The organism is Eubacterium sp. 1001713B170207_170306_E7, from assembly GCF_015547515.1.
Lineage (GTDB): Bacteria > Bacillota > Clostridia > Eubacteriales > Eubacteriaceae > Eubacterium.
In genome coordinates this window covers 285,029-309,722 of record NZ_JADMVE010000002.1, presented here as the reverse complement: position 1 = coordinate 309,722, position 24,694 = coordinate 285,029, and the positions used below count along the sequence as shown (strand labels likewise).

Here is a 24,694-nt window from a genome sequence, read left to right as displayed (position 1 = left end):
GTTCTGAGATGCCATTATTTGAAAGTTATGAAAGAAGAATCGACAAAATCAACGAAGTCTTAAAAGCAAACGGCATTGCCTCTTTAGAAGAAGCCAAAGCCATCTGCGATGAAAAGGGCATTGACGTTGCGGGTATCGTTAAAGGCATTCAGCCAATCTGTTTTGAAAATGCCTGCTGGGCTTACACGCTGGGCGCTGCACTGGCCATCAAGCGCGGTGCGAAAACAGCTGCCGACGCGGCTGAAATCGTCGGCGAGGGCTTACAGGCTTTCTGTATTCCAGGCTCTGTCGCCGAACAGCGCAAGGTTGGTTTAGGCCACGGTAACCTGGGCGCAATGCTGCTGCGTGAAGAAACCGACTGTTTTGCCTTCCTGGCCGGCCACGAATCCTTCGCAGCTGCCGAAGGGGCCATCGGGATCGCCCGGAACGCCAACAAGGTTCGTAAAAAACCACTGCGCGTTATTTTAAACGGCCTGGGCAAAGACGCTGCTCTGATCATCGCCCGCATCAACGGCTTTACCTATGTTAAAACCGACTATGACTATGCGACCGGCACGCTGAACATCGTGGAAAAGACCGCTTACTCCGACGGTGAACGCGCCGCGGTTAATTGCTACGGTTCCAACGACGTTCAGGAAGGGGTTGCCATCATGCACCACGAAGGCGTGAATGTTTCCATCACCGGGAACTCCACCAACCCGACCCGTTTCCAGCACCCGGTTGCCGGCACCTACAAAAAAGAAGCCCTCGAACAGGGTAAAAAATACTTCTCCGTTGCCTCCGGCGGCGGTACAGGACGTACCCTCCACCCGGATAACATGGCCGCCGGCCCAGCTTCCTATGGTATGACCGATACCATGGGACGTATGCACTCCGACGCACAGTTCGCCGGCTCCTCCTCTGTTCCAGCCCACGTTGAAATGATGGGCCTCATCGGCATGGGTAACAACCCAATGGTCGGCGCCACCGTATCGGTTGCGGTTGCCATTGAAGAAGCCATGAAATAATCCCAACCAAACAAAAAAACCTGCGATGCATCTCGCAGGTTTTTTTAGTGGACTAAAAAGCCCGGTTCCACATTAAAGGCCGTGTAATAGCGCGTGGTCATTATGGTGCCGACGGTCTGGAGGCAGGCCGACAGGGCGCCCTCGGCCTGGGCACGATAGGAAGGCCTTCCGGCCAGATAGGCATCGTTCATTTCCTCGATTTTGCGGAAAATGTCCCCGGTACCGGAAACGGAAAAGCTCCGGGGCTGCCGCATGGTCTCGCCCAGCTCCTTCTCGTGGAGCATACAGTAGCGGTACAGTCTTTTCTCAAACAGAATATGTTCCTTCAGATTTCCCTCATAGCGCTCGGTGTGAGCCTCGCAGAAAAAGTCCGCGCAATAGTGGCAGATGCTGCCAAGGCGTTCTGCCAAAAAGAACCCGGCGTCAAAGTCCATGATGTCGCCGGCCTGGATGGCCGCGTCGATGGCAACTCTCAGATGCTCGGAGGCATACTTCCTCTCATGGGGGTGAAAAACAAAGCTGAAGGTCAGATCCGGCGCGATATTTCCAAGCAGGAAACCGGCGCGGTTTAATGTGATTCCATAATTTTCGTCAAGGTATTTCCAGATAATTTCTCCAAATATCAGGTGTGTTGGTTTGTTCATTTAATGTTCAGCTCCCCTGTATTAAACTTGATTTACCTTTATAATACACCATAAAAGTTAAGAAAATACAATCCAAATTATGAAGATTTTCCTAAGATTTTACAATGCTGTTATTATTTTAACACAAAACAGATAAGTTATTTACCCTTAACAAGCATTTTTAATCCAGAAAACCTTTTCTGAAATACAAAAACCGCCCTGTCTTAAAACGCGGCAGAACGGTTTTTTTCATCATCAGCAAAAATTATTCCCAAAATCATCCCATAACAACGCATAGCCACCAACATCTGGAGGTAAGTCTCCAAAACCTGCATAAGCATTAACTCCGATTAGGCATTTTTAAATGTATATTTATTTTTATTCAACTTCGTTTATATAAAATACTTATTGCACATTCAAATAAGTATTCCTACTTCGAGAAGTTAGTGGTTATGCGTTGTTATGGAAATTTTGGACACAGTATTCAGTGCGGAACGCTTTACAATATCCTTCAGGCCGGCATCAAAATATACCGGAAAACCGCGTAATAATGGCAGAGGCTGCCGAGTATGACAAAGACATGGAACACCTCATGAAAGCCAAATTCCGGCCATATATTGGGCTTTTTAAGGCCATACATGACTCCGCCCACCGTGTACATGATGCCGCCGAGCAGCAAAAAGACAAAACCGCCGGTGGGCAGCGCGTCGTAGAGTGGCTTGAGGGCAAATAGCGCGAACCAGCCCATAAAGATGTAGAGCCCGGTATTAAGCCATCTGGGCATATTGATCCAGAACACCATCATCAGCACCCCGATCACTGCGACGGCCCAGATCGCGGTCATCAGCGCCACCCGGATCACACCGGTCAGGCACAGCAGGCAGAAGGGCGTGTAGGAGCCGGCAATGAGCAGAAAAATCATGGAATGGTCTGTCTTTTTCATCCGCATGATCTTTTCAGGTGAGCCGTGGATGGCGTGGTAGGTAAAGCTGGTGGTGTACAGGGCGATCAGCCCAAGCCCAAAGGCCAGCACTGAGGTCAGCGTCAGGGCATTAACCTCCTTTTCCACCACGATAAGGATCAGCATGGCAATGGTTCCGACCACGGATAAAACGGCTCCGATCAGGTGGGTCAGCGCACTCATCGGGTCTCTGAATTTTTCAATCATTTTATGTCACTCCTTATGTAGTTTTAAAAACTATGTATTGTGTTCTATAAAATATATCACAACCTGTATACAATGTCAAATACGTTTTTGATGTTGTTTTTTGGGTGGCGTTAGCGTAAAATAAACAGGAAGAATAAGGAGGCGCTCCCATGACAGATGAACAGATTTTTGACTTGATCGACAGCCTGCAGCTTGACAGTCAGGTTCCTATAAAGGATATTCCAGACCTGGATCTTTATATGGACCAGCTCATCACACTCTTTGAAAAGTACCTGGCCCCGACCAAGCGCAGGCCCGACGACAAGCTGCTGACCAAAACCATGATCAACAACTACACCAAAAACAAGCTTTTAAGCCCGGCACAGAAGAAAAAATACACGGTGGATCATGTCCTGCTCATGCTTTTAATCTACCAGCTCAAGCAGGTCACCTCCATGGAGGATATCAAAACGCTTTTCAGCTTCCTCAAGGACGGGGAGGCCATAAACCACGAAAAGCTCCAGTTCGTTTATCAGAAATTTCTGGACAGCCAGGCCGGACAGCTCAGCGCTCTGAAGGATGAGACGCGCCGCATCGCCGAAAACGCCAAAGAAAAAACCGCCGGCTCCGGTATGGAGCCGACGGATTCTATTCTGATGTGTCTGCTGCTGTTTCAGCAGAGCCTTCATTACAAACGCCTGGCCGAAAAGCTTCTGGACGAAATGACGTCTGATGAAGCCTGACGCCTACTCGACATAATTCCATTTCTGACCCGGATAATAGGCCAGTGGATCGGTAAAATTGTCGTTGACCATCCAGCCAAAGTGCAGGTGCGGGCCAGTGGAATTGCCGGTGCTGCCCACATAGCCGATGATGTCGCCCTTGGAGACTGTCGCGCCCACTGAGGTGGCGATTGAAGACATGTGTCCATACAGGGTGGCCAGCTTGTTGCCGCTGCCGTCCGTCCCCATGTTGATGACCACGCAGTTGCCGTAGCCGCCATTTACACCTGCGATGGAGACCGTACCGTCGCCAGCCGCCAGAATCGGTGTGCCGTAGCTGACCGCCACGTCGACGCCCTGATGGTTGGACCATTCGCCGGTAATGGGGTGGATACGCCCGGCAAAGGGACTGCTGATGTCAAAGGCCTGGGAGTTGTCCGGTGAGATGGGCCAGTAATACTCGCCTGTCTGCACAAAATCGCTGGCCTTTTCGCCGCCCATCTGCTGGGCGATGCTGTCGGCTGCCGCCTGTTCGGCCGCGATGCCTGCCTTGTATTCGTCAATCAGCGCCTGATTCTTGGCTAAAAGCTGATTCTGCTGTTCCTTGGCTTCATTCTGAACAGCCGCTGCCTGTTCGGCTGCCGCTTTATCGGCTTCCAGACCGGCATTTTTTTCTTCCAGCTCTTTTTTGGTATTTTCGAGGGCTGTTACCGCGTCCTTATCCGCCTGCATGACATTTTTCATCATGTCGGCCCGGGCGATAAAGTCCGTGAAATTGTTGGAGGAGAACAACACCTGAAGGTAGCCGTCATTGCCGTACATATACATTACGCGGAGGCGTTCCTCCAGTTCCTTTTCCTGTTTGTTCTGCTGCTCCTGCAGCACGGCGATCTGTGCCTTCCGATCCGCCATGCGGGCGTCCAGATCCGCGATCTGCGCGTTGATAGCGTCGATGGCCGCATTGGATTCATTGATCTGCTTTTCAATTTCAGCCATTGTCGTTTTTGTCGCCTCCATCTGGGACGACATATCCTTAATGCGCTGCACACTGTCTTTTAACTGAGCCATCAGCGCGTCATTTCCTTCAGCAAAAACCGGGTTACATAACATCAAAACGCATAATAATCCTGCCAGAAAACCACACAATTTTTTCTTCATAGATCTTACTCATCTCTCCTTCTTTGTACTCAATTTTACACACTTTGCTCTAAGCTTTTAAGAATTTTCTGATTGAAAACAGGCTGCCAAAGGCGCCGATAATGATACCATACACCAGGCAAAATACAAAAATCGGTCCCATGATCAGCGCCGGGGATACCAGATCGCTGTTCATCGGCATATTGACCACGTTGGTGACATAGGCAATGGCGTAGTAATAGCCGGTGCGTATGATCAGCATGGCCACCAGCGCCCCGAGACATCCGAGAAAGGTTCCCTCCAGTATAAAGGGCAGGCGGATATACCAGTCGGTTGCGCCCACGTATTTCATGACCCCGATTTCCCTTCTTCTGGCAAAGCAGGTCAGCTTGATGGTGTTATAGATAATGAAGATCGAAATGACTGAGAGCACCGCCAGTATGACAATACACAGTGTATTGCTGAACTTGCTGAAGCTTACCAGCGCATTGACGTATTCTTCACCATATTTGACATAATCGACTCCCTGGGACGTCAATCCCTCGGCAAAGCTCTTGACACCCTCCAGATCCTCAGGGTTCTGCACCTGTACAATAAAGGAGGCGGCCATCGGGTTGTTATTGCTGTCATAGCCCTTTAAAAGGCCCGAGTAATCGTCAAGGCTTGAGGAAAATTTTTCCAGGGCCTCATCCTTGCTTTCAAAAGAGATCCCCGTCACCTGGCTGTTGCCGCGCAGGGCCGTCTCAACCGAGGTTTTCTGGTCCTCTGTATATTCTGTTTTCATAAAAACGCGCAGCTCCATGGCCGATTCCACATTTTCGGTAATGTGCTGAAGATTCACCGTGAAGATCACAAAAATCCCCAGAATGATCAGAGCCGCGACGACTGAAAGAATGGAGGCGATACTCATCAGATTGTTCCGCTCAATGCTTTGAGCCGTATCTCTGAAAATACTTTTCAGCATCGAAAAAAAATGATGCTCCTTTTTTCTTTTTCCCATTAACATTCTCCCTCTCATCTGCACCTGTCCGGGTGCAAATTATTACACAGCCCTCATAAAAATTTACATATATTTATTTCTGCTGTCTTATTATAGGTCATTTTACTTATAAAAAACTTTAAAAAACATCGAAATCTGAAAGTATTGTAACAGATATATTTAAATTGTAACAAAAAAGCCAAAATTTAGCAAGGCAAACGTAAGCTCGCGCCGTCAAAATCATGATAGGTGGTCTCACGCCCGGGCGGAACCACGCAGAAGTGTTCCTCATCCCAGTCGCCGGTCAGTAGCTTTTCGATGGGACTGATGTCCCCCTGCCGGACAACCGGCTCCAGCTTGATGGTAGCAGCGATCTTATCGACCCTCGGCTTCGCGGCCTCCAGATCATAAGCGCCAGTGTCGATGAGCATCAGGTGTTTATAATGCCGGTAGATCATATCCATGATCTTATGAGCCCGCTTTTCGCCAAAACGCTTGTAATTGTAGTCGATCTCCCACTCCAGGCTCTGCTTGCCGTCCAGCCAGCCCCTGGTCAGAAAGTAGGTGGTGGTGCGCACCCGCTCCAGGTTATCAAGGTTGGACAAAAACATGTCGATGCAGTCCCCGTATCTGGGAATGATCATGGTCGGGTAGCTGCTTTTCAGCCCCACCAGACCATTGCCGCAGTTGCCGTAGGCAAACAAAAGCTCGTCGGCGTCCTCCCCGATTTTGTCGATCTCTGCCTGAAGGGCGTCCCTCAGGTTTTCGGGATAGGCATGCAGCGTATTGTCCATCCAGACGGTTTCAATATCAACCCCGCATTTTTCCTTGATGAGCTCGACTTCATCCCTAATCGTCTCACAGGCCAGTAATTTTCTTTTTTTCATTTCTCCAATCCCCTCATTACTTTTTCAAGTCCCGTTTTCCGTTTTTCTCATTCATAAATAAGTATAGCGCATTTAGCCCGGCGATGCAAAAATTTTTCTCTATCAACCGTGCAAAAGAGATGATATAATGGGAGAAAACGCAGCTATAACCACAAAGGAGAAATTATGGATAAAAAAGCTTTTCGTCAGGAAACCTTAAAGAAACGTTCTGACATTTACTCAAAGGAAATCGACGCGCAGATCATTGGTAATTTCATTCAATCCGACGCTTACAAAGATGCGGACTGGATGATGCTCTACGTGAGCTTCGGCACTGAAATCCACACCCACAGCCTGATCCAAAAGGCACTGGGCGAAGGCAAGCACGTGGTCGTGCCGATCTGCAACACCGCCGACCACACCATTATCCTGTCCGAAATTCTGGACTTCCCAGGCGATCTGGAGGAAGGGCATTATGGGATTCTGGAGGTTAAGGACGACTGCCGCCGTGTGGTCACGCCCGAAAAACTGGACCTGGTGCTGGTGCCTGGCATGGCCTTTACCGAAGCCGGCAACCGCATGGGCTTTGGCGGCGGCTACTACGACCGCTTTCTTGAAACCATCCGGCCCGACTGCAAAACCGTCGCCCTGATCCGCGAGGATTTTATCTATGACGAGATCCCCATGGAGCCCCACGACAAGAGCGTTGACATCATCATTACCGAGAACCGGGTCAAGTCCTGCCGGTAACCAAGGAGAAAAGACGAAAACATGAACGTACAGGAAACCATTGACTTTATAGAATCCAACGGGAAGTTCGGCATCCGGCTGGGCCTTGAAAGCATCGGCCTGCTGCTCGGTGAGCTGGGCAACCCGCAGGAAAAGCTGAAATGTATCCATGTGGCGGGCACCAACGGCAAGGGCTCGGTGAGCACCATGCTCTCCACCATTCTCAAAACCGCCGGGTACATCACAGGGCTCTACACCTCTCCGGCCCTCGAAACCTTTAACGAGCGGGTCCAGCTGAACAACGTCCCCATTCCGGATGACGACCTGATGCAGGTAACCCAAAAAGTCCAGGCCGCCTGCGACACTCTGGTGGCAAAGGGTGAGCCGCATCCCACCGGCTTCGAGATCGAAACCGCCCTGGCTTTTGAATATTTCTGCAAAAAAAAAGCGGACCTCTGTATCATCGAGGTGGGTATGGGCGGACGTCTGGACGCCACCAACATCATTCCTGCTCCAGAGGCGGTGGTCATTATGAGCATCAGCCTGGACCATACCGATTATCTGGGGGACACCATCGGCAAAATCGCCGGTGAAAAGGCCGCCATTATTAAGGAGGGCACTTCTGTGGTGGTCTATCCTCAGGAAAAAGAGGCCGAGGACGTCATCACAGGCTATGCCGAATCTCTTGGAACGCCCTATACAGTCGTCAACCCTGCGGACATCTGCCGGGTTTCTGAGAGCCTTGACGGACAGCTTTTGAAATATAAAAAGCCCGGCGGCATCGCCGGACTGGATACGTTCGAGCTGAAGCTTCTGGGTGAGCACCAGGTTTTAAACTGCCTGACCGTGCTGGATACCCTGGAAATTTTATTGAAAAAAGGCTACGCCATTCCCACTAAGGCGATCATCACAGCGCTGGCGGAAGTGACCTTCCACGGGCGTTTTGAGATCCTTCACCGCGATCCCATCATTCTGATCGACGGCGCACACAACCCCAACGGCATTGAGTATTTTGTCAAAAATATCAAAACCTATTTCCCGGGCAATAAAATCAACCTTTATTTTGGTATGCTGGCCGATAAAGATATCGACCTGGCCCTCAAATACCTCATGCCCGTCACCGGAGATGTCCACGCCCTGACGCCGGAAAACGACCGTGCCCTGCCGGCCGATAAAATGGCTGAACTGATCCACCGTGAGTACGGCAAAAACGTCAATTTCTACGACACCATCGAAGCCGCCGTGGACAGCATCGACCTGAGCGCCAGGGACCGCATCAACGTTTTTGTCGGCTCTCTTTACATGATCGGCGTGGCCCGGACCGCCATTGTAAAAAGGTTAAAAGCTGAAGAAGCGTAAATAAAAAGCGCCTGAGAAACGTCAGGCGCTTTTATAATCCTCCTTATTCCACCTCCATCATCTGCATACGCTCTTCCAGGTGCTTTTTAACCACCAGCAGCAGCAAAGCACTGATAACAATGGATACCGTCATGAAAATACCATAGCCGAGAGCCGGCGCGATGAAAAGGCCAGCCGCGGCGGAGATTCCCAGGATCAGGAGCATATAGACCCAGCCCACCATCATGGCGATCATGACATTCATGTTGTTCTTGACCGCCTTCTGCGGGTTGTCCCAGTTGAGCAGCGGACGCATCATGTCCACGATCAGGCCAAAGGCCAGCAGCGGGAAGGAGCCAATGGTTCCAAGCACCAGCGAAAAGATCACGGTACCAAGGGGCAGGGGCATGATAAAGGCCATCAGGATCAGCGTAAAGACAATGCCCAGAAGCTGGATACAGAGCGCGCTCAGCCCGCGCCCGATCATCTGGTCCAGCGGGCGTACCGGCACAATACAGGTCAGCCAGATATTTTTGCCTTCCCTGGAAAAGGTTGAGGCCGTGGTGCAGGCCACGCTCCCGAAAAACATGAAAACCGCAATTAAAATCAGGTTCACGGCATCGGGCGCAGCCGTATAAAAGCCTGAGGCCAGAGCCATAATATCCATACCGCCGGATCTTCCGAAAAACATGGACATCAGAAATACCAGCGGCACCACCACCACGACCGATACATTATTAAAAAAGTAAATCGGTGTCCTCAGCAGAAGCCGCATATCCATTTTGAACACTGCCAGCGCCGGAGCCGACCGGTGAGCCAAAGCTTTTTGCAGCTTCGTTGCAGACAGGGCCTTTTTGCCCTTGCCGCTTTCCTTTCCCGAGATCAGCCCCTTCACATAGACCCGTTCCCCCACAAAAACCATCAGGACAAAGGCCGCCGCAGTGAGGGCCACCAGCCCCAGCAGGCTGAGCATGCCTGTCAGCGTTATGCTGTTCAGGCTCTGAGCCACCAGCAGGCTGACCGGGTATACACTGATAATACTTTTGAGCAGATAACCATTGTCCGCCAGCATGCTGTTGACCATATCCATGGGATTGTCGCTGCTGCCAGCCGCACGCGACAGGTACATCTGCAAGCCTAAGAAAAAGGCCAGCACCGCAAAGAGAGCCACAATCTGAAAAACATCCTTCTTGCCTTTAAAGCTGTTGCTGCGCATCAGCAGCATAATCAGCAGGGTTTCAAGGGCCAGCGGCAGAATCGGCAGGATAATGATGACGATCAGCGCCAGCATATAATAGAGGATCCCCATTCCCTGGCCCATGCCGTAAACCACCGCCGGAGGCAGCATCATCGCCGCGGACAGCAGTACCTCCATAAAAATAATACTGCCGAATTTACCAATGATGATGTTCCTCGGCTTGATGGGCAGCGGCAGCAGCATTTCGACCCCGCCGGAAAAATAAAACTCCGCCATAATATAGGCGAGCCCAAAGAAAATGATGACCACTGAGACGAGCGTATAGGCCATGGGCAGCAGGACTGATTCCTGGCCGATGGCGACCATCCCCGTGTACATCATGGCCATATAGGCCACGTATAAGCCGTAAAGCGGCAGCATCGCCACCAGGACCAGGGCCGGCAGCCCAACCTGCTTAAAAAAGGCCTTTTTATTGTTTTTACGGTTATACCGGATCAGGGACAGGCCCAGATTGGTATTGATAAAAAGTTTGGTTAAACCGATGATTTCTTTCATTTTTCCGTCAACTCCAGGAAGATATTTTCCAGTGATTCCCTGCTGCCCACCTTCGCCCGGATTTCATCCATGGTACCGATCTCGATGATCTGTCCTTTGTTGATGATGGCGATCCGGTCGCAGAGCTTTTCGGCGACATCCAGCACATGGGTGGAGAAAAACACCGATTTTCCGCGGTCACACATTTCCCGCATGATCTTTTTCAGCTCAAAGGACGCCTTGGGGTCCAGCCCAACCATGGGCTCGTCAAGCACAAAGAGATTCGGGTCGTGGATCAGCGCACCGATCAGGGCGATTTTCTGCTTCATTCCATGAGAGTAGGAGCTGATGGGGTCGCCCACTGCTTTGTCGAGCTCAAAAATTTTCAGGTACCGTTCCGCCCGGGCCACCCGGTCCGCCTCCGATACCTGGTAAACGTCAGCCATAAAATTCAGATACTCGATCCCCTTGATCTTTTCAAAAAGCTCCGGGTTATCCGGCACATAGCTGAACTGCTGCTTAGCGCCCATAATATCCTGGCTGTTGTCCACACCATTGATAAAAATCCGGCCATTGTCCGGTCTCAGCAGGGTCACGATCATTTTGATGGTCGTGGTCTTGCCCGCGCCATTGGGGCCCACAAAGCCGAAAATTTCCCCCGGCTTCACCTCAAAGTGAATATTGTCAACGGCTTTTATTTTTTTGTCGCCATAGGTTTTTGAAACATTGTCAATCCTTAGCATTTCAGGTCACTCCTTTTGATTTGTTATCCCTATTATAATCGCTACCCTTTTGGTTAGCTTTTATAAAGTTTAAAGAAATGATAAAGATTAAAAAAATCCCTCCGCCTTATTCTCCGGCAGAGGGATTTTTCTATTCAGCTGCGGTTTCCGGATTCTCTCCGCTGTTTTCCACAGGGGCTTTCAGCTCCATGTCCTTTGGCAGTACCAGGTTCAGGACAATGGCGACCACAAAGACAATGGCCACGCAGTTATTGGCAAACACCTGCTGAACCATCTGAGGGAAGATACTGAAAATCTCCGGCACCTCGGTAAAGCCGATGCCCACACTCAGGGACAGGGCCACAATGATGGTATTGCGCTGGTTAAAGCCGCAGCGGGTAATCATCTGAATCCCGCTGACCACAATGGTACCAAACATCATGATCGTACAGCCGCCCAGCACCGCCTCGGGCAGGGTGGCAAAAAGCTTGCCCACCACAGGCACCAGCCCGGCCAGAATCATCACACAGGCGCCGGTCATGATGGTAAAGCGGTTGACCACCCTCGTCATGGCGATCAGGCCGACATTCTGGCTGAAGGAGGTAATGGGCATACAGCCAAACAGCGAAGAGATAGCGCTCATATAACCATCGCAGGCCAGCGAGCCGGATATTTCACGGTCCGTCACATCTCTGCCCAGTCCGGTCACTGTCATGGCCGAGGTATCGCCAATGGTTTCAGTCGCTGAAACCAGAAAGATCAGCGTCACAGCGATGATGGCGCCCGGATTAAACTCTGGCACAAAGGGCATGAACTGCGGCAGAGCGATCACGCCCACACTGCTCATATCCGAAAAATCCACCGCGCCCATAAAGACCGCGAGAATATAGCCGACCACCAGGCCGAACAGCACAGACAGCTGCTTCCAGTAGGATTTCGCAAAAATATTGAACAGCAGGCAGCACACCAGTGTCACACTTCCCAAGATCAGGTTCTGGGCTGAGCCAAAGGTCGCGCTGCCGCTGCCCCCGCCAAAGGAGGTCGCGCCCACAATCAGCAGAGAGAACCCGATCGAGGTGACCACACAGGCCGCCACGATGGGCGAGATAATCCGGCGCCAGTATTTAGCGAAAATCCCCAGCGTCCCCTCGATCAGGCCGCCGACAAGCACCGCCCCCATGGCGGCCGCATAGCCGTAGGTAGCCGAAACATAGCTCAGAATGGTGACAAAAGTAAAGCTGATGCCCATGACAATGGGCAGGCGGGCTCCCAGCCGCCACAGCGGATAAAGCTGCACCAGGGTTCCAATCCCGGCGATAAACATGGCGTTCTGCACCAGCATGGCCTTCTGGTCCTCGCTGAGCCCCGCCACGTTAGCCACGATGAGGATTGGCGCGATATTGGCCACAAACATGGCCAGTACATGCTGTACGCCAAAGGGAATGGCCTTTGATACCGGTACACGGCCGTCAAGCTTAAAGATATTGCCGACACTGGCCGTTACATTTTCTTTTTCCTTCATTTCATTTCTCCTTGTAAGTTTCAGTAACCTAGTAAGTATAGCGGATATGAGCGGCTGTTTCAAGAAAATCTTGGCAAAGTCTCTCCAAAAATCTAAAAAACCCGCAGGCGCACCGACGATGCGCCCACAGGTTTTCGCTTTCAGGTCTTCACCTGCTTTTCACTGTGCTTCTGATCCACAGCGTCTACCACAAAGGCGATGGCCTGATCTCCCATAATGTTCGCTGCTGTTCCAAAGCTGTCCTGGGAAAAGTGCAGTGAAATAATAAGCGACTGCATGCTTTCAGTAAAGCCAAGCATGGAGCCGATAATGCCAAGAGCCGCCATGACACCGCCGCCCGGAACGCCCGGAGCCGCCACCATGGTAACGCCCAGCATCAGAATAAACGGCAGGTAAAGGCCAAAATCCGGCGACATTCCGCTGGCCAGCATAATGCCCATGGTGCCCAGCACCAGACAGACTGTGTCGCCCGCCAGGTGAATGGTGGCGCACAGCGGAATACAAAAATCCGCCACGTCCTTAGTGACCCTGTTTTTATAGACGCATTCCAGGTTAACCGGAATGGTAGCCGCTGACGACTGGGTCCCCAGCGCGGTAAAATAGGCTGGAATGATATTTTTGATCTTTTTGAACTGGTTTTCTCCCGCCAAAAGCGACGAGAGACCAAACTGGACAAGAAGATAAACCCACTGGAAAACAAGAATCATAACAAAAAGCATAATAAACATCCTGATGGTTGAAAAAAGCTCTCCCGACGCGGCGATACCGGAAAACTGCGTGGCGATATAAACCGGAATGAGCGGGATAATGATCTTTTTTAACGTGAGGGTAATAATCTGCTGTAAATCCTTCAGACAGCCCAACAAGCCCTCCCCCTTGATATTCGCCAGACCGATTCCCAGCACAAAGGCCAGGATCAGCGCGGTCATAACACCAAACACCGGATCAACGCTGATGGTAAACAAGGGTGAAAAATCCGTTCCGCTGGTATTCATACTGCTGATGGGACTGATCCACTGCGGGAGAACGGCGTATCCAAAAAAATACGCCAGCAGGCCTGCAAGCACCGTAGAGCAGTAAGCCAAAAGCAGCGTAACAAGAAAAAGTTTGTTGGCCTTCTGGCCAAGATCTGCCAGACCGACTGCCACAAAGGAGACGATCAGAAGCGGGATCAAAAATTGTAAAAAGGTGCTGAACAGCGCGGTAAATGTCGCTGCAAGCTCGATGACCAGGCGAAAGGCCGGCGCACCGCTTACATTAAAAAGATTGCCGAGGGACCCGACCAGTATCCCGATCAGAATCCCCAGCAAAAGCTTCGGCAAGATGCCTAAATTGATTTTCCCCATAATGGTTGATAAACCTCCTCGAGCGTTTTCCTAATCCAGGTTATGGATAAAGAGCCCGCTGCGGAGTTTGGGTTCAAACCAGGTGGATTTTGGTGGCATGAGCAGATCAGCGTCCGCAATGGCCATGAGCTCAGAAATGGCGGTGGGATACATTGAAAAAGCCACCTTCATATCCTCGCCCACACGGCGCTCAAGCTCGCCAAGGCCCCGGATACCGCCGACAAAGTCAATGCGCTTATCGGTACGGATATCCTCAATGCCTAAAATGGGTACCAGAATATTATTCTGTAAAATCGCCACGTCCAGGCTGCCAACCGGGTCGTCGGCAGCATAAGTGCCTTCTTTGGCGGTCAGCAGATACCATCTGCCCTCAAGGAACATCCCAAAGGTGCCCTTAGCAGGCGGGCGGACCGGCTCTGTCCCCTTATCCTCCACGTCAAACTGATTTTCCAGCGCGGCGATGAACGCATCAGCGGTCATGCCGTTCAGATCCTTCACCACACGGTTGTAGTCCATGATGGCAAGCTGTTCATCCGGAAACAGTACAGACAGGAAATAATTAAATTCTTCGTCACCGGTATAATCCGGGTGCTCCTCGCGGCGCATAAGGCCCACCTTCACGGCAGAAGCGCAGCGGTGGTGTCCGTCGGCGATGTAAAAATTACCGACTTTTTTGAAATCCTCAACCAGACGGTTAATGGTTTCCTCGTCGTCGATGACCCAGACTCGGTGAATGACGCCGTCGTCGGCTGTAAAGTCAACTACCGGTTTGTTTTTCATGGTTTCGGCAATCACGCCGTTGATGTCCTCCTGTCCGCGGTAGGTCAGGAAGATAGGGCCCGTGTTGGCGTTACAGGCGTCCACATGCTTAATGCGGTCCTGCTCCTTGTCTTCACGGGTAAGCTCGTGTTTTTTAATGGTGTTGTTCAGATACTCGTCGATGGCCGTGCAGGTGACCAGGCCAGCCTGGCTTCTGCCGTCCATAACCAGCTCATAAAGATAAAGGCTCGGCGTTTCATCCTGGGCAATGACCTTACGGTCATACAGCTTCTGAAGGTTCTTGGCTGCCTGCTCATATACAAAGGGATCGTACATATTCATGCGGTGATCCAGGGTACTCTCCGGACGGTCAACTCTCAGAAAAGAGTCGTACTTGCCGTAAACGGCAGCAGCCGCTTCCTCACGATTATAGACATCGTAAGGAAGAGCTGCCACATCAGCGGCTTTTTCCGGAACAGGACGAACGGCTTTAAAGGGTCTGATAGTTGCCATATCGCGTTCTCCTTATCCTTATTTTAAAACACGGACGCGGGTGACGCCTTCAATGGTTTTTAACGCTTCTTTCACGTTATCGCCCACTTCGCTGTCGACGTCGATCATGGTATACGCCCATTCACCTCGGTTTTTGTTGGTCATGTCAGAAATATTAATGTTGTGTCCCGCGAGCACAGCAGTGATCTGACCGATCATGTTCGGAATGTTTCGGTGATTGACGGTGATGCGGTGTACGCTCCTGCATACACCCATGCTGCAGTTTGGATAGTTTACAGAGTTTACAATGTTACCATTTTCGAGGTATTCGCGCAGTTCTTCTACAGCCATAACCGCGCAGTTTTCTTCACTTTCCGGTGTGGAGGCACCGAGATGCGGAATGTTGATCACATTTGGCATCTTTAAGGTTTCTTCATTTGGGAAATCCACAACATATGCGGCAACGGTTCCGTCTTCAAGCGCAGTTTTGATGGCTGCGTCGTCAACCAGACCACCGCGGGCAAAATTCATGAGGCGCAGGCCTTTTTTCGTTTCTTTTAAAATGTCTGCGTCCACAAAGTTCTTGGTTTCTTCCATGAAGGGTATATGTAAGGAAATATAGTCGCAATTTTTAAAGATTGCTTCCTTGCTTGTGGACCTTTTTACTTTTCTGCTTAATCCCCAAGCGTGTTCAATGGATAAGTAGGGGTCGAAGCCGTAGACCTTCATACCAAAATCTACTGCCATGTTGGCTACCAGTACCCCGATAGCGCCCAGGCCGACAACGCCCATTTTTTTACCGTACAATTCCGGCCCGACAAAGGCCTTCTTTCCCTTTTCCACCGCTGCTCCGACATCGCCGGCTTCATCCAGCAGTGTCTTTGTCCATTCGACGCCGTCCACTACCTTACGGGAGGACATCAGCATCCCCAGCGCCACCAGCTCTTTAACTGCGTTGGCGTTGGCTCCCGGAGAATTACAGACCACAATCCCCTGTTCAGAGCATTTATCGATTGGGATATTGTTAACGCCCGCGCCTGCGCGGCCGATAAACTTAACGCTCTCAGGAATGTCCATATCGTGCATTTTGGCACTTCTCACGAGAATGGCATCAGGTGCTTCTACAGCATCTGCAACGGTGTAGTTTTCATCTAATAACTTAAGACCTCTTTTAGAGATATTATTGAGGGTTTGTACTTCAAAATTCATTTGTAATTACCTTTCAATTCAGCTGCAGCAAATCCTGGCCTACTTCGACACTACCCAGGCTTTACTACACGCAGTATTTGGTGCGCCTGCAAAACGGGCGCCGGTGCTCAGCGTGCTGTCAATGAATGTTCTTATAAGGATTGCCGATTTTTCAAAAATTCCATATCCTTGCTTTGTTTTGCCTATTTGTTTTCCATTTCAAACTTCTTCATGAAGTCGATGAGTGCGTCGACGCCTGCCATTGGCATTGCGTTGTAAATGCTGGCGCGCATGCCGCCGACTGTACGGTGGCCCTTCAGGTTTTCAAGGCCGGCCGCTTTGGCTTCCTTAACAAATTTGGCGTCCAGTTCTTCGTTGCCGGTGACAAAAGGCACGTTCATTAACGAGCGGTCTTCCGCAACAACCGTCCCCTTGAACATGGCGCTGTTATCCAGGAAATCATATAATTTCGCGGATTTTTCTTTGTTAAAGGCTTCCATGGCTGCAACGCCGCCCTGTGCTTTTACCCAGTCATAAACGAGCTTGCAGATATAAATACCATAGCACGGCGGGGTGTTGTAGCAGGAGTCTGCGTCCACATGTGTCTGATAATTTAACATGGTTGGGGTCATGTCCATTGCGTGTCCAACGAGGTCTTTGCGGATAATCACCGCAACCACGCCGGCCGGTCCCATATTTTTCTGAGCGCCTGCAAAGATCAGGCCAAACTTAGACACATCATACACTTCAGACAAAATATTGGAAGACATGTCCGCGATCAACGGCACATCACCTGTTTCCGGCAGATTGTCCGGTCTGAAGCGCGTTCCGTAAATGGTGTTGTTCACGCAGATGTAGAAGTAATCCGCATCTTTTCTGAAGGTTGAGGCGTCCAGCTTCGGGATATAAGAAAAGGTCTTATCCGCAGAGGACGCAACCGCCTGAGCGTCACCATAACGTCCGGCTTCCTGGAAGGCTTTTTTCGCCCAGTTGCCCGTGATCACAAAGTCCGCCTTGCCGGTGTTTGTCATCAGGTTTAACGGGATCATGGCGAACTGTGTAGAACCGCCGCCCTGTAAAAACAGGATGTCGTAATTGTCCGGCACGCCCATCAATTCCTTATACAACGCTTTGGCGTCAGCCAAAATTTGAGCAAATGCAGCAGAGCGGTGGCTCATTTCCATGACAGACATTCCGGTTCCACCATAGTTGAGCATTTCTGCTGCGGCTTTTTCAAGCACTTCTACCGGCAAAGCAGATGGACCGGCAGAAAAATTGTAAACTCTTTCCACTATAAATTCCTCCTAAAAATTTGGTATGATTTTAGCATCATTTTAGGTGCATTAACTAATTATAAATTAACCGCTCTCCTTTTTCAAGATAAAGTAATCAATATTCCTGTTAAATCCATATTAAAACCTTTGCAGATTTACAAGCTTTAATCCTTATAAAATCCAAAAAGACCGGCGCTGATCGGCGCCGATCTTTTTACTTTTTTTATTCAATGGTGACCGTTGTGCGGGCTGGCGTAATACTCTTAATCTGGTCGGTGGGGAGGGATATCTGAATAACGACCTCCTGGTCGCCCTTTCCCAGACCGTTCAGATCGACAAAGGCCTTAATATTATCTGCGGTCAGCTTGTTGAGCTCGGTAGCCGTACCGCTCAGCTTTACCACCACCGAAGAATCCTTTACCTTGGCGGCAGTGAACCCCTGGCCCACGTTGCGGGTTTCAATACTGCTGATCGTAAAGCTCTTTTCAATAATCGGCTCGATATTGACAGTGACCGTGGCCTTGTCACCGTTATCCAGAAAAGAGGCGCCGTCTGGCAGCTTCAGCGCGACCTCCTTGGTCACAGCTTTATTGGCTCCTGAAACATCTACCGGATCAATCTGAATGTTCTGAATGGTGTCCAGCACCTCCTGCTTGGCGCCGACCATCTTCTGGGTCGGGTCAACGGTCACGCTGGTTACCTTGTAGCCAGACTGAGGACTGCCTGTCGTTGTCGGCGGGGTGATGCTCACAGACTTTGTCTTGCCCACCTCGATATTGACGCGGACAACATCCGGTTCACATTCAACGCCACTGACGATGTTTCCATCCTTATCGTAGGGCGTCACCTCCAGCATTCTGGAGGTATCCTCTGTCAGGCCGTTCACATTGGCTGTAACCGCGATTTTATCAATGGCTGCGATGCGGTCTTCCGCGCCGGTTACCTGAACCTTATCCGTGCTGGTAGCTGAAATAACCGCATTGTCATTCCCCGGCTTACCCTGGGTAACGACCTCCACATCTTTTTCAGACTCGATAACATTGTCCACCACCAGATGAAGCGTACTTGGGTTGACCTCCTTCAGAATAACGGAATTGGACAGCCCCTTAATTACAATCTCAGGGTTGTACTCACCTTTTTTATCAATGTCCTTTAAATCGACCTCTGCGGTGATCTCATTGGTATTGATTTCCTGGAGGCTCCGATCAGTGCCCTGCACGCGCAGATTCACATAATAATTCCGGTTATCCTCCAGCACCAGGTGTTTTTCCTGCAGCGTTTCAATATTTGTAAAGGTGACTGGAATTGCGTTGATATCCTGGGGCACAATATCATTGCTGTTCCCGTTGATGAACAGCCAGAGGATAATGGCCAGGACCGCTGAGCTCAGCAGCCTTATGGTTTTTTCATTGATCGATATCTGTTTCTTTGTCTTCTTCGTTGCCATCTTTTTTCCCTCGGAATTTAAAGAATCCTTTTTCACTGTCATTTTCGTCATCCTTTGCCATAAAACGGTCTGTCAGGAGCTGCTCCACCATCTCCGGTGTCATATTCCGGGTCAGCGTCCCTTTTTCCGTATATGAAATGGTGCCCGTTTCTTCTGAAACGATAATGGTAATGGCATCGGATTTTTCCGAGATTCCAAGGCCAGCCCGGTGTCTGGTTCCCAGCTCACTGCCCAGATAACGGTTGTCGGATAGAGGCAGCAGACAGCCCGCGGCCCGGATCTGGTTGGCCCAGAGCTTCACCACCATGGCACCGTCGTGCAGCGGCCTGTTCGGCGTGAAAATATTCTCAATGAGCTCCTGGCTGATATCTGAGTCCAGCTCGATGCCCGTATCCACAATGTTGTTGAGCCCGGTGTTCATCTCGCAGACGATCAGCGCGCCGATCCGCTCCTTTGAGAGGTTTCCCACAGCCTGCCTGATCTCACCAATATCGCTCAGTATCCTGTCCTTATCGCGTTTGGTTTTCCTGAAAACCTGCTTAAAGGCTTTATTATTTCCCAGCTGTTCGAGGGCGGAGCGCAGTTCGGGCTGAAACACCACCACAAAAATAATGAACGCAAAGGTAAACATGCTGTTAATTAAGTAGTTCAACGTCGCAAAACCCAGCCAGTTGCTAAGTGGGGACAGAATCAATAAAATAATGATTCCCTTTGCCACCTGCTCTGCCTGGGTACCGCGTATCCACATCAAAACCTTGTATATTAAAAAAGTAATAATGATAACTTCGATGACGCTGCTGATTGTTATTCTCGATTGTATATATAAACGTAGTTCTTCCATACCGTTGTTATCCCCATATGTAGTATGCATTTATTATACACTATTTTATCTTAAGTTATAACCGCATTCGAACAAGTTTTTTTCATTTTACAATTTTGATACACTTCTTTACAAAAATAACGTTTACAAATTTGGGAAACGTGGTATAATAATATCATAATCAATTACAGAGAAGATTACTTTAAGTGTTTCTACAGTATTGTAGCGAACGTCAAATAAAAGAATTAGAAGCCACAATCTCGCAGTCGAGGTATACTGGTAAGTTCATCATACTTTATTTGAAAAAGAATCTATCCGAGTGAATTGATAAAATCCACAGGAAAGGGGTGAGACCACCAGAAATGCAAACTGAACCAAAAAATTAAAACCGGTTCCATCGTACAAAGATATGGAACCGGTTTTAATTTTTTGATTGAAGCAAAGGAGCACTTCTATGAAAAATCATCTTTTTTATCTGATCCCCAAAAGTGACGTCATTTTTTTATATAACCATCAATCCTTCGATGAAGCCTATGACCTGTTTCTGAAAAACAGCTACACAGCCATGCCGGTCATTAACAGGCGCGGCCAGTATGTGGGTACCATTTCCGAGGGCGATCTTCTGCGCACACTGGCTCTGAGCCTGGAGCACCCCGAGATCACCCTGAAGGACTTTACCGTTAAGGACATTGATTTCAAAACAAAGGCTGAGGCTGGACGGGTCGATGATTCCTTTGAGACCATTCTTGAAATGGCCACCCACCAGAATTTTGTCCCGCTGGTCGATGACCAGAACGTGTTTATCGGTATTTTGCGCCGTCAGGAGCTGATTAAAGAGCTATTGAATTATCTCAAGGAGACCGGCACCTCCCTTGAAGGGTAGCGTCTCCAATTAAAAATCCGTCCCCGCCATTTCACGGCAGAAACGGATTTTATTTTTATTCCATTGTGATGATCAATTCGCCGGACTGGACACTTTGTCCTTCGGAGACATAGATTTCTTTGATTTTTCCCGCGGCGTGCGCCACAATTTCGGTTTCCATTTTCATGGCTTCGACGATGATAAGCGGCTGATTTTCGGCCACTTCTTCGCCCTCGTTCACCAATACCTTCAGAACTGTACCCGGAATACCGGAGCCGATTTCCTTTGGATTATTTTTATCCGCCTTGAGCATGGTGCTCTTTTCCTTGGAGAAGAGGCTTCGTTTGTCTTCGATATAGATTTCACGCCGGAAACCGTCCACTTCAAAGAGCACAGGACGGTAGCCTTCTTCGTTGGGCTGGCCCATCTTGACCATACGGATAATGAAGCGTTTCCCTTTATCCACCTCAACCTCAGCGGTTTCCCCCTCCTTCAGGCCATAGAAGAAAGCATGTGTATCCATACGCATGAAATCGCCGTAATCCTGGTAAAATTTCACATAATTCTTAAACACCTTAGGATACAGGGCCGCGCTGGTTACCTCACGTTCCGCCAGCTCAATGCCGAACTCGTCATGATATTCCTGACGAATCGCGTCAAAATCTTCCGGTGGCAGCAGGGTGCCCGGACGAACAGTAATCGGCTCGATGCCTTTCAGAACAATCTCCTGGAGTTTTGGATCAAAACCGCCCTCGGGCTGCCCAATCATTCCCTTAAAGTAATCCACCACCGAGTTCGGATAGGCAAGATCCCTGCCCTTATCATAGATATTATCTTTATCCAGAGCATTCTGAACCATAAAGATCGCCATATCCCCAACCACTTTCGAGGATGGGGTAACCTTGACAATATCGCCCAGCAGCAGGTTGGCTTCCATGTATTTCTGTTTAACTTCCTTGAACTTATGGCCCAGGCCAAAGCTTTCGACCTGACTCTTCAGATTAGAGTACTGGCCGCCCGGAATTTCCAGATTGTAAATCTCTGTGCTGCCGGATTTCAGGCCAGATTCAAACTTGCTGTAAACCTGACGGGTCGTTTCCCAATAGTCGGAAATGAGCTGAAGATCATCCTCGTTCATGCCCGTATCGCGCGGCGTGTTGGCCAGCGCTGCGACCACCGAATTGAGGGACGGCTGGCTGGTAAGGCCGCTCATGCTGCTGAAAGCCGCGTCGGCAATGTCCACACCGGCCATGGTCGCCATGAGAATGGCTGCTACGCCGTTGCCCGCAGTATCGTGCGTATGCAGGCGAACCGGGATACTCACTTCTTCCTTCAACGTTTTAATGAGCTTGAAGGCCGCAGCCGGCTTTAACAGAGCGGACATATCCTTGATGGCTAAAATGTGCGCGCCGGTTGCCTCGATTTCGTGGGCCATACGCACATAGTAGTCCAGATCGTATTTTGTCTTTTTAGGGTCGAGAATATCGCCGGTATAGCACATGGCAACCTCGCAGACCTTGCCGGTTTTCAGAACCTCCTCAATGGAGACCTTCATGCCCTCCATCCAGTTGAGAGAGTCGAAAATACGGAAGACATCGATCCCGCCCTCGGCGGATTCTCTAATAAACTTGCGCAGTACATTGTCCGGATAATTTTTATACCCGACTGCGTTGGCCCCGCGCAGCAGCATTTGGAACAGAATGTTCGGAATACGCTTGCGCAGCTCATCCAGTCTTCTCCAGGGCGATTCCTTCAGGAAATTATAGGCCACGTCAAAGGTGGCGCCTCCCCACATTTCCAACGCAAAAATATCCTGGCCGAGATAGGCAGTTTCCTTGGCGATCTTGATCATATCACGGCTGCGGACCCGGGTGGCAAACAGAGACTGGTGCGCGTCACGCAGGGTGGTGTCTCCCAGAAGCAGCTTTTCCTGACCCTGAATCCATTTGACAAGACCCTCCGGTCCCTGTTCATCCAGAATCTGTTTGGTGCCGCGAAGCTCGATGCCCCTTGGAATTTCCGGAATTTCCGGTTCATCAAAGTCTGGTTTGCTGCCAAAGGTTTCGTTGACAGCCATCTCGCCAAAATAACGGATCACATTATAGGCCTGGCTCTTTTCCGCCTGGATATTGAAAAGCTCGGGGTGATCGTCGATAAACTTTGTATCGCAGTTGCCGCTCTTAAACATCTCATGTTCCAGCACGTTGATCAGGAAGTCCTTATTGGTCTGGACACCCTCGATCTGCATTTCCTTCAGGGCACGCAGAGCCTTCCGGCGGGTGTCCTCAAAGGTTCTGGAAAAAGAGGTGGATTTCATCAAAAGGCTGTCGTAGTACGGTGTGATCTCACCGCCGGTAAAGCCATTGCCCGTATCGAGACGGATACCAGCGCCGCTGGCAGTACGGTAAACATCCAGGCGGCCGGTGTCTGGCATGAAGTGGTTTTTCGGGTCCTCAGTGGTGACACGGCACTGGATGGCGTAGCCACGGCTTCTGATGCTGTCCTGGCCCTTGATATTGATCTCATCCGAATCCAGCGGATAGCCCTCGGCGATCATGATCTGGGACTGAACCAGGTCGATCCCGGTGACCAGCTCGGTAACCGTATGCTCTACCTGGATTCTCGGGTTCATTTCAATAAAGTAGTGGTCTCCTTTTTTATCGACCAAAAACTCAATGGTCCCGGCATTGCGGTAATTGACCGCTTTTGCCAGCTTTAAGGCGTCGGCGCAGATGGCCTGGCGCTGCTCCTCGCTGATACTGAGAGATGGTGTAAACTCGATAATTTTCTGATGGCGCCTCTGAATGGAGCAGTCACGTTCAAAAAGATGAACCACATTGCCGTAATCATCGCCCAGAATCTGTACCTCGATGTGCTTGGGCTCTTCCAGATATTTTTCCACAAAGATGGTGCCGTCGCCAAAGGCTTTGGTAGCCTCGCTCATGGCCGAGTGGTATTCCTTCAGCAGGTCCCTCTCGTCGCGGACGATACGCATTCCGCGTCCGCCGCCGCCGGCAGCGGCCTTAAGCATGATGGGATAGCCGGCCACTCCTGCAAATTCAGCCGCCTCCTTATCTGAGGTAATGGGCTTTTCGACCCCGGGAATGGTGGGAACATTGACTGATTTTGCCACAATTTTAGACTGGATTTTATCCCCCATCTGTTCCATCATGGTGTGGGTTGGTCCGATAAAAGCAATACCTTCCTCTTCACAGCGTCTGGCAAACTCCGGATTTTCGGACAGGAAGCCATAGCCCGGATGGATGGCGTCTACTTCCTTTTTCTTGGCCAGGGAGATGATCTTGTCCATGTTCAGATAAGCTTCGACCGGTCCGGTGGTACCAGTGATCAGATAAGCCTCGTCCGCCTTGGAGCGGAACAAGGACATCTTGTCCTCCTGAGCATAGATAGCAACAGTCTGGATACCCAGCTCCTGGCAGGCACGAATAATACGAATGGCGATTTCGCCGCGGTTGGCAATCAATACCTTGTTAAATTTTTTCATCTGTAACTCTCACTTCACTATAAAATTACAGCCTGCCGCGCTTTGACAAAACGAGACAGACCAGTGCATAAATATTTATCGTTACTCTATTATATATAAACCTTCAGCTAATGAAAAGAAAAATTTTTGTTATTTAAGACAAAAACAAGTGTTTTTAATTGAAAAACACAATTTTTATGCTTCCCTTGCACTTTGCTCATCAATATACGCCTGCTGAACCCTTTTGCTCTGGTCCATAACGGCATGGATGAATTCCTTATAATATTTCATGTAATCCGCGTTCTCTAATCTTTCCGTATGCTTATTTACGACTTCTGCCTCCCGTTTAGGATCGAATATTTCTCCATGATTTATGAATTTATATTCAGCCACCTGATAAACAAGATCAAGCCGTTCCTCAAAAAGAGCACGCATTTCGGCGTCGACCTGGTCGATACGCGCCCGTATTTCTTCAATCGATTTTGCCATATTCACTCC

Annotated in this window: 21 protein-coding genes; 5 read left to right on the top strand and 16 right to left on the bottom strand. The window is 49.9% G+C overall.

What is annotated here, in order from left to right; genetic code table 11:
* Positions 1-8: 8 nt before the first annotated feature.
* Positions 9-1,007: a GGGtGRT protein gene (locus I2B62_RS06755; RefSeq protein ID WP_013379081.1), complete on the top strand. Its 999-nt coding sequence runs from the start codon at positions 9-11 to the stop codon at positions 1,005-1,007.
* Positions 1,008-1,051: 44 nt separating this feature from the next.
* Here the strand turns inward: I2B62_RS06755 and I2B62_RS06750 are convergent, their stop codons facing one another.
* Together I2B62_RS06750 and I2B62_RS06745 are read right to left on the bottom strand one after the other, a co-directional pair.
* Entirely contained in the window at positions 1,052-1,651 is a 600-nt protein-coding gene (locus I2B62_RS06750; protein WP_195268226.1) for a zinc dependent phospholipase C family protein, read from the bottom strand.
* 490 nt (positions 1,652-2,141) lie between these two features.
* Positions 2,142-2,798 (bottom strand): hemolysin III family protein, encoded by a 657-nt coding sequence (locus I2B62_RS06745; protein WP_195268225.1) that lies wholly within the window; start codon positions 2,796-2,798, stop codon positions 2,142-2,144.
* 149 nt (positions 2,799-2,947) lie between these two features.
* On the opposite strand from I2B62_RS06745, the gene I2B62_RS06740 reads away from it, so the two are divergent.
* Positions 2,948-3,520, top strand: a complete 573-nt coding sequence (locus I2B62_RS06740; protein ID WP_195268224.1) for a DUF1836 domain-containing protein — start codon at positions 2,948-2,950, stop codon at positions 3,518-3,520.
* A 3-nt stretch (positions 3,521-3,523) separates the two neighbouring features.
* Here the strand turns inward: I2B62_RS06740 and I2B62_RS06735 are convergent, their stop codons facing one another.
* From I2B62_RS06735 to I2B62_RS06725, 3 genes are all read right to left on the bottom strand, one after another.
* Complete coding sequence (locus tag I2B62_RS06735; RefSeq protein WP_195268223.1) at positions 3,524-4,657, bottom strand: M23 family metallopeptidase; 1,134 nt, start codon at positions 4,655-4,657, stop codon at positions 3,524-3,526.
* A 49-nt stretch (positions 4,658-4,706) separates the two neighbouring features.
* Positions 4,707-5,636: a permease-like cell division protein FtsX gene (gene ftsX, locus I2B62_RS06730; protein ID WP_243259443.1), complete on the bottom strand. Its 930-nt coding sequence runs from the start codon at positions 5,634-5,636 to the stop codon at positions 4,707-4,709.
* Positions 5,637-5,821: 185 nt separating this feature from the next.
* Positions 5,822-6,502: a DUF1638 domain-containing protein gene (locus I2B62_RS06725; protein WP_195268221.1), complete on the bottom strand. Its 681-nt coding sequence runs from the start codon at positions 6,500-6,502 to the stop codon at positions 5,822-5,824.
* A gap of 165 nt (positions 6,503-6,667) precedes the next feature.
* Here I2B62_RS06725 and I2B62_RS06720 point away from each other — a divergent pair, with 165 nt between their 5' ends.
* Positions 6,668-7,231: a 5-formyltetrahydrofolate cyclo-ligase gene (locus I2B62_RS06720; protein ID WP_195268220.1), complete on the top strand. Its 564-nt coding sequence runs from the start codon at positions 6,668-6,670 to the stop codon at positions 7,229-7,231.
* A 21-nt stretch (positions 7,232-7,252) separates the two neighbouring features.
* Positions 7,253-8,569, top strand: a complete 1,317-nt coding sequence (locus I2B62_RS06715) for a folylpolyglutamate synthase/dihydrofolate synthase family protein (RefSeq protein ID WP_195268219.1) — start codon at positions 7,253-7,255, stop codon at positions 8,567-8,569.
* A gap of 43 nt (positions 8,570-8,612) precedes the next feature.
* Here the strand turns inward: I2B62_RS06715 and I2B62_RS06710 are convergent, their stop codons facing one another.
* From I2B62_RS06710 to cdaA, 9 genes are all read right to left on the bottom strand, one after another.
* Entirely contained in the window at positions 8,613-10,301 is a 1,689-nt protein-coding gene (locus I2B62_RS06710) for a hypothetical protein (protein WP_195268218.1), read from the bottom strand.
* Positions 10,298-11,023 (bottom strand): ABC transporter ATP-binding protein, encoded by a 726-nt coding sequence (locus I2B62_RS06705; protein WP_195268217.1) that lies wholly within the window; start codon positions 11,021-11,023, stop codon positions 10,298-10,300. Before I2B62_RS06705 ends, I2B62_RS06710 begins: the two co-directional genes overlap by 4 nt.
* A gap of 130 nt (positions 11,024-11,153) precedes the next feature.
* Entirely contained in the window at positions 11,154-12,524 is a 1,371-nt protein-coding gene (locus I2B62_RS06700; protein WP_195268216.1) for a nucleobase:cation symporter-2 family protein, read from the bottom strand.
* A gap of 140 nt (positions 12,525-12,664) precedes the next feature.
* Entirely contained in the window at positions 12,665-13,870 is a 1,206-nt protein-coding gene (locus I2B62_RS06695; protein ID WP_195268215.1) for a cation:dicarboxylase symporter family transporter, read from the bottom strand.
* Positions 13,871-13,900: 30 nt separating this feature from the next.
* On the bottom strand, positions 13,901-15,142 hold the full coding sequence (locus tag I2B62_RS06690) for a DUF1015 family protein (RefSeq protein ID WP_195268214.1): 1,242 nt from the start codon (positions 15,140-15,142) through the stop codon (positions 13,901-13,903).
* A gap of 18 nt (positions 15,143-15,160) precedes the next feature.
* Positions 15,161-16,330 (bottom strand): phosphoglycerate dehydrogenase, encoded by a 1,170-nt coding sequence (locus tag I2B62_RS06685; RefSeq protein ID WP_195268213.1) that lies wholly within the window; start codon positions 16,328-16,330, stop codon positions 15,161-15,163.
* A gap of 182 nt (positions 16,331-16,512) precedes the next feature.
* Positions 16,513-17,601: a 3-phosphoserine/phosphohydroxythreonine transaminase gene (gene serC / locus I2B62_RS06680; protein ID WP_195268212.1), complete on the bottom strand. Its 1,089-nt coding sequence runs from the start codon at positions 17,599-17,601 to the stop codon at positions 16,513-16,515.
* 205 nt (positions 17,602-17,806) lie between these two features.
* Positions 17,807-19,030, bottom strand: a complete 1,224-nt coding sequence (locus I2B62_RS06675) for a CdaR family protein (RefSeq protein WP_243259442.1) — start codon at positions 19,028-19,030, stop codon at positions 17,807-17,809.
* The gene (gene cdaA, locus I2B62_RS06670) at positions 18,990-19,871 is read right to left on the bottom strand and encodes a diadenylate cyclase CdaA (RefSeq protein ID WP_195268210.1); all 882 of its coding nucleotides are present in this window, start codon (positions 19,869-19,871) and stop codon (positions 18,990-18,992) included. The genes I2B62_RS06675 and cdaA overlap by 41 nt, the downstream gene beginning before the upstream one ends.
* A gap of 433 nt (positions 19,872-20,304) precedes the next feature.
* Between cdaA and I2B62_RS06665 the strand changes: the two genes are divergently transcribed.
* On the top strand, positions 20,305-20,733 hold the full coding sequence (locus I2B62_RS06665) for a CBS domain-containing protein (protein ID WP_195268209.1): 429 nt from the start codon (positions 20,305-20,307) through the stop codon (positions 20,731-20,733).
* Between the two features lie 55 nt (positions 20,734-20,788).
* Here the strand turns inward: I2B62_RS06665 and I2B62_RS06660 are convergent, their stop codons facing one another.
* Both I2B62_RS06660 and I2B62_RS06655 read right to left on the bottom strand, forming a co-directional pair.
* Positions 20,789-24,217, bottom strand: a complete 3,429-nt coding sequence (locus I2B62_RS06660) for a pyruvate carboxylase (RefSeq protein WP_195268208.1) — start codon at positions 24,215-24,217, stop codon at positions 20,789-20,791.
* 174 nt (positions 24,218-24,391) lie between these two features.
* Positions 24,392-24,685: a chorismate mutase gene (locus I2B62_RS06655; protein ID WP_195268207.1), complete on the bottom strand. Its 294-nt coding sequence runs from the start codon at positions 24,683-24,685 to the stop codon at positions 24,392-24,394.
* Positions 24,686-24,694 lie beyond the last annotated feature (9 nt).

What these genes read in the sequence shown, in the direction of transcription:
- I2B62_RS06735 (WP_195268223.1), bottom strand. Translation starts at nt 4,657, where the DNA reads ATGAAGAAAAAATTGTGTGGTTTTCTGGCAGGATTATTATGCGTTTTG.
- I2B62_RS06685 (WP_195268213.1), bottom strand. Translation starts at nt 16,330, where the DNA reads ATGAATTTTGAAGTACAAACCCTCAATAATATCTCTAAAAGAGGTCTT.
- I2B62_RS06715 (WP_195268219.1), top strand. Translation starts at nt 7,253, where the DNA reads ATGAACGTACAGGAAACCATTGACTTTATAGAATCCAACGGGAAGTTC.
- I2B62_RS06740 (WP_195268224.1), top strand. Translation starts at nt 2,948, where the DNA reads ATGACAGATGAACAGATTTTTGACTTGATCGACAGCCTGCAGCTTGAC.
- I2B62_RS06675 (WP_243259442.1), bottom strand. Translation starts at nt 19,030, where the DNA reads ATGGCAACGAAGAAGACAAAGAAACAGATATCGATCAATGAAAAAACC.
- I2B62_RS06665 (WP_195268209.1), top strand. Translation starts at nt 20,305, where the DNA reads ATGAAAAATCATCTTTTTTATCTGATCCCCAAAAGTGACGTCATTTTT.
- I2B62_RS06725 (WP_195268221.1), bottom strand. Translation starts at nt 6,502, where the DNA reads ATGAAAAAAAGAAAATTACTGGCCTGTGAGACGATTAGGGATGAAGTC.
- I2B62_RS06710 (WP_195268218.1), bottom strand. Translation starts at nt 10,301, where the DNA reads ATGAAAGAAATCATCGGTTTAACCAAACTTTTTATCAATACCAATCTG.
- I2B62_RS06720 (WP_195268220.1), top strand. Translation starts at nt 6,668, where the DNA reads ATGGATAAAAAAGCTTTTCGTCAGGAAACCTTAAAGAAACGTTCTGAC.
- I2B62_RS06705 (WP_195268217.1), bottom strand. Translation starts at nt 11,023, where the DNA reads ATGCTAAGGATTGACAATGTTTCAAAAACCTATGGCGACAAAAAAATA.
- I2B62_RS06695 (WP_195268215.1), bottom strand. Translation starts at nt 13,870, where the DNA reads ATGGGGAAAATCAATTTAGGCATCTTGCCGAAGCTTTTGCTGGGGATT.
- cdaA (WP_195268210.1), bottom strand. Translation starts at nt 19,871, where the DNA reads ATGGAAGAACTACGTTTATATATACAATCGAGAATAACAATCAGCAGC.
- I2B62_RS06700 (WP_195268216.1), bottom strand. Translation starts at nt 12,524, where the DNA reads ATGAAGGAAAAAGAAAATGTAACGGCCAGTGTCGGCAATATCTTTAAG.
- I2B62_RS06660 (WP_195268208.1), bottom strand. Translation starts at nt 24,217, where the DNA reads ATGAAAAAATTTAACAAGGTATTGATTGCCAACCGCGGCGAAATCGCC.
- ftsX (WP_243259443.1), bottom strand. Translation starts at nt 5,636, where the DNA reads ATGGGAAAAAGAAAAAAGGAGCATCATTTTTTTTCGATGCTGAAAAGT.
- I2B62_RS06690 (WP_195268214.1), bottom strand. Translation starts at nt 15,142, where the DNA reads ATGGCAACTATCAGACCCTTTAAAGCCGTTCGTCCTGTTCCGGAAAAA.
- I2B62_RS06655 (WP_195268207.1), bottom strand. Translation starts at nt 24,685, where the DNA reads ATGGCAAAATCGATTGAAGAAATACGGGCGCGTATCGACCAGGTCGAC.
- I2B62_RS06745 (WP_195268225.1), bottom strand. Translation starts at nt 2,798, where the DNA reads ATGATTGAAAAATTCAGAGACCCGATGAGTGCGCTGACCCACCTGATC.
- I2B62_RS06755 (WP_013379081.1), top strand. Translation starts at nt 9, where the DNA reads ATGCCATTATTTGAAAGTTATGAAAGAAGAATCGACAAAATCAACGAA.
- I2B62_RS06750 (WP_195268226.1), bottom strand. Translation starts at nt 1,651, where the DNA reads ATGAACAAACCAACACACCTGATATTTGGAGAAATTATCTGGAAATAC.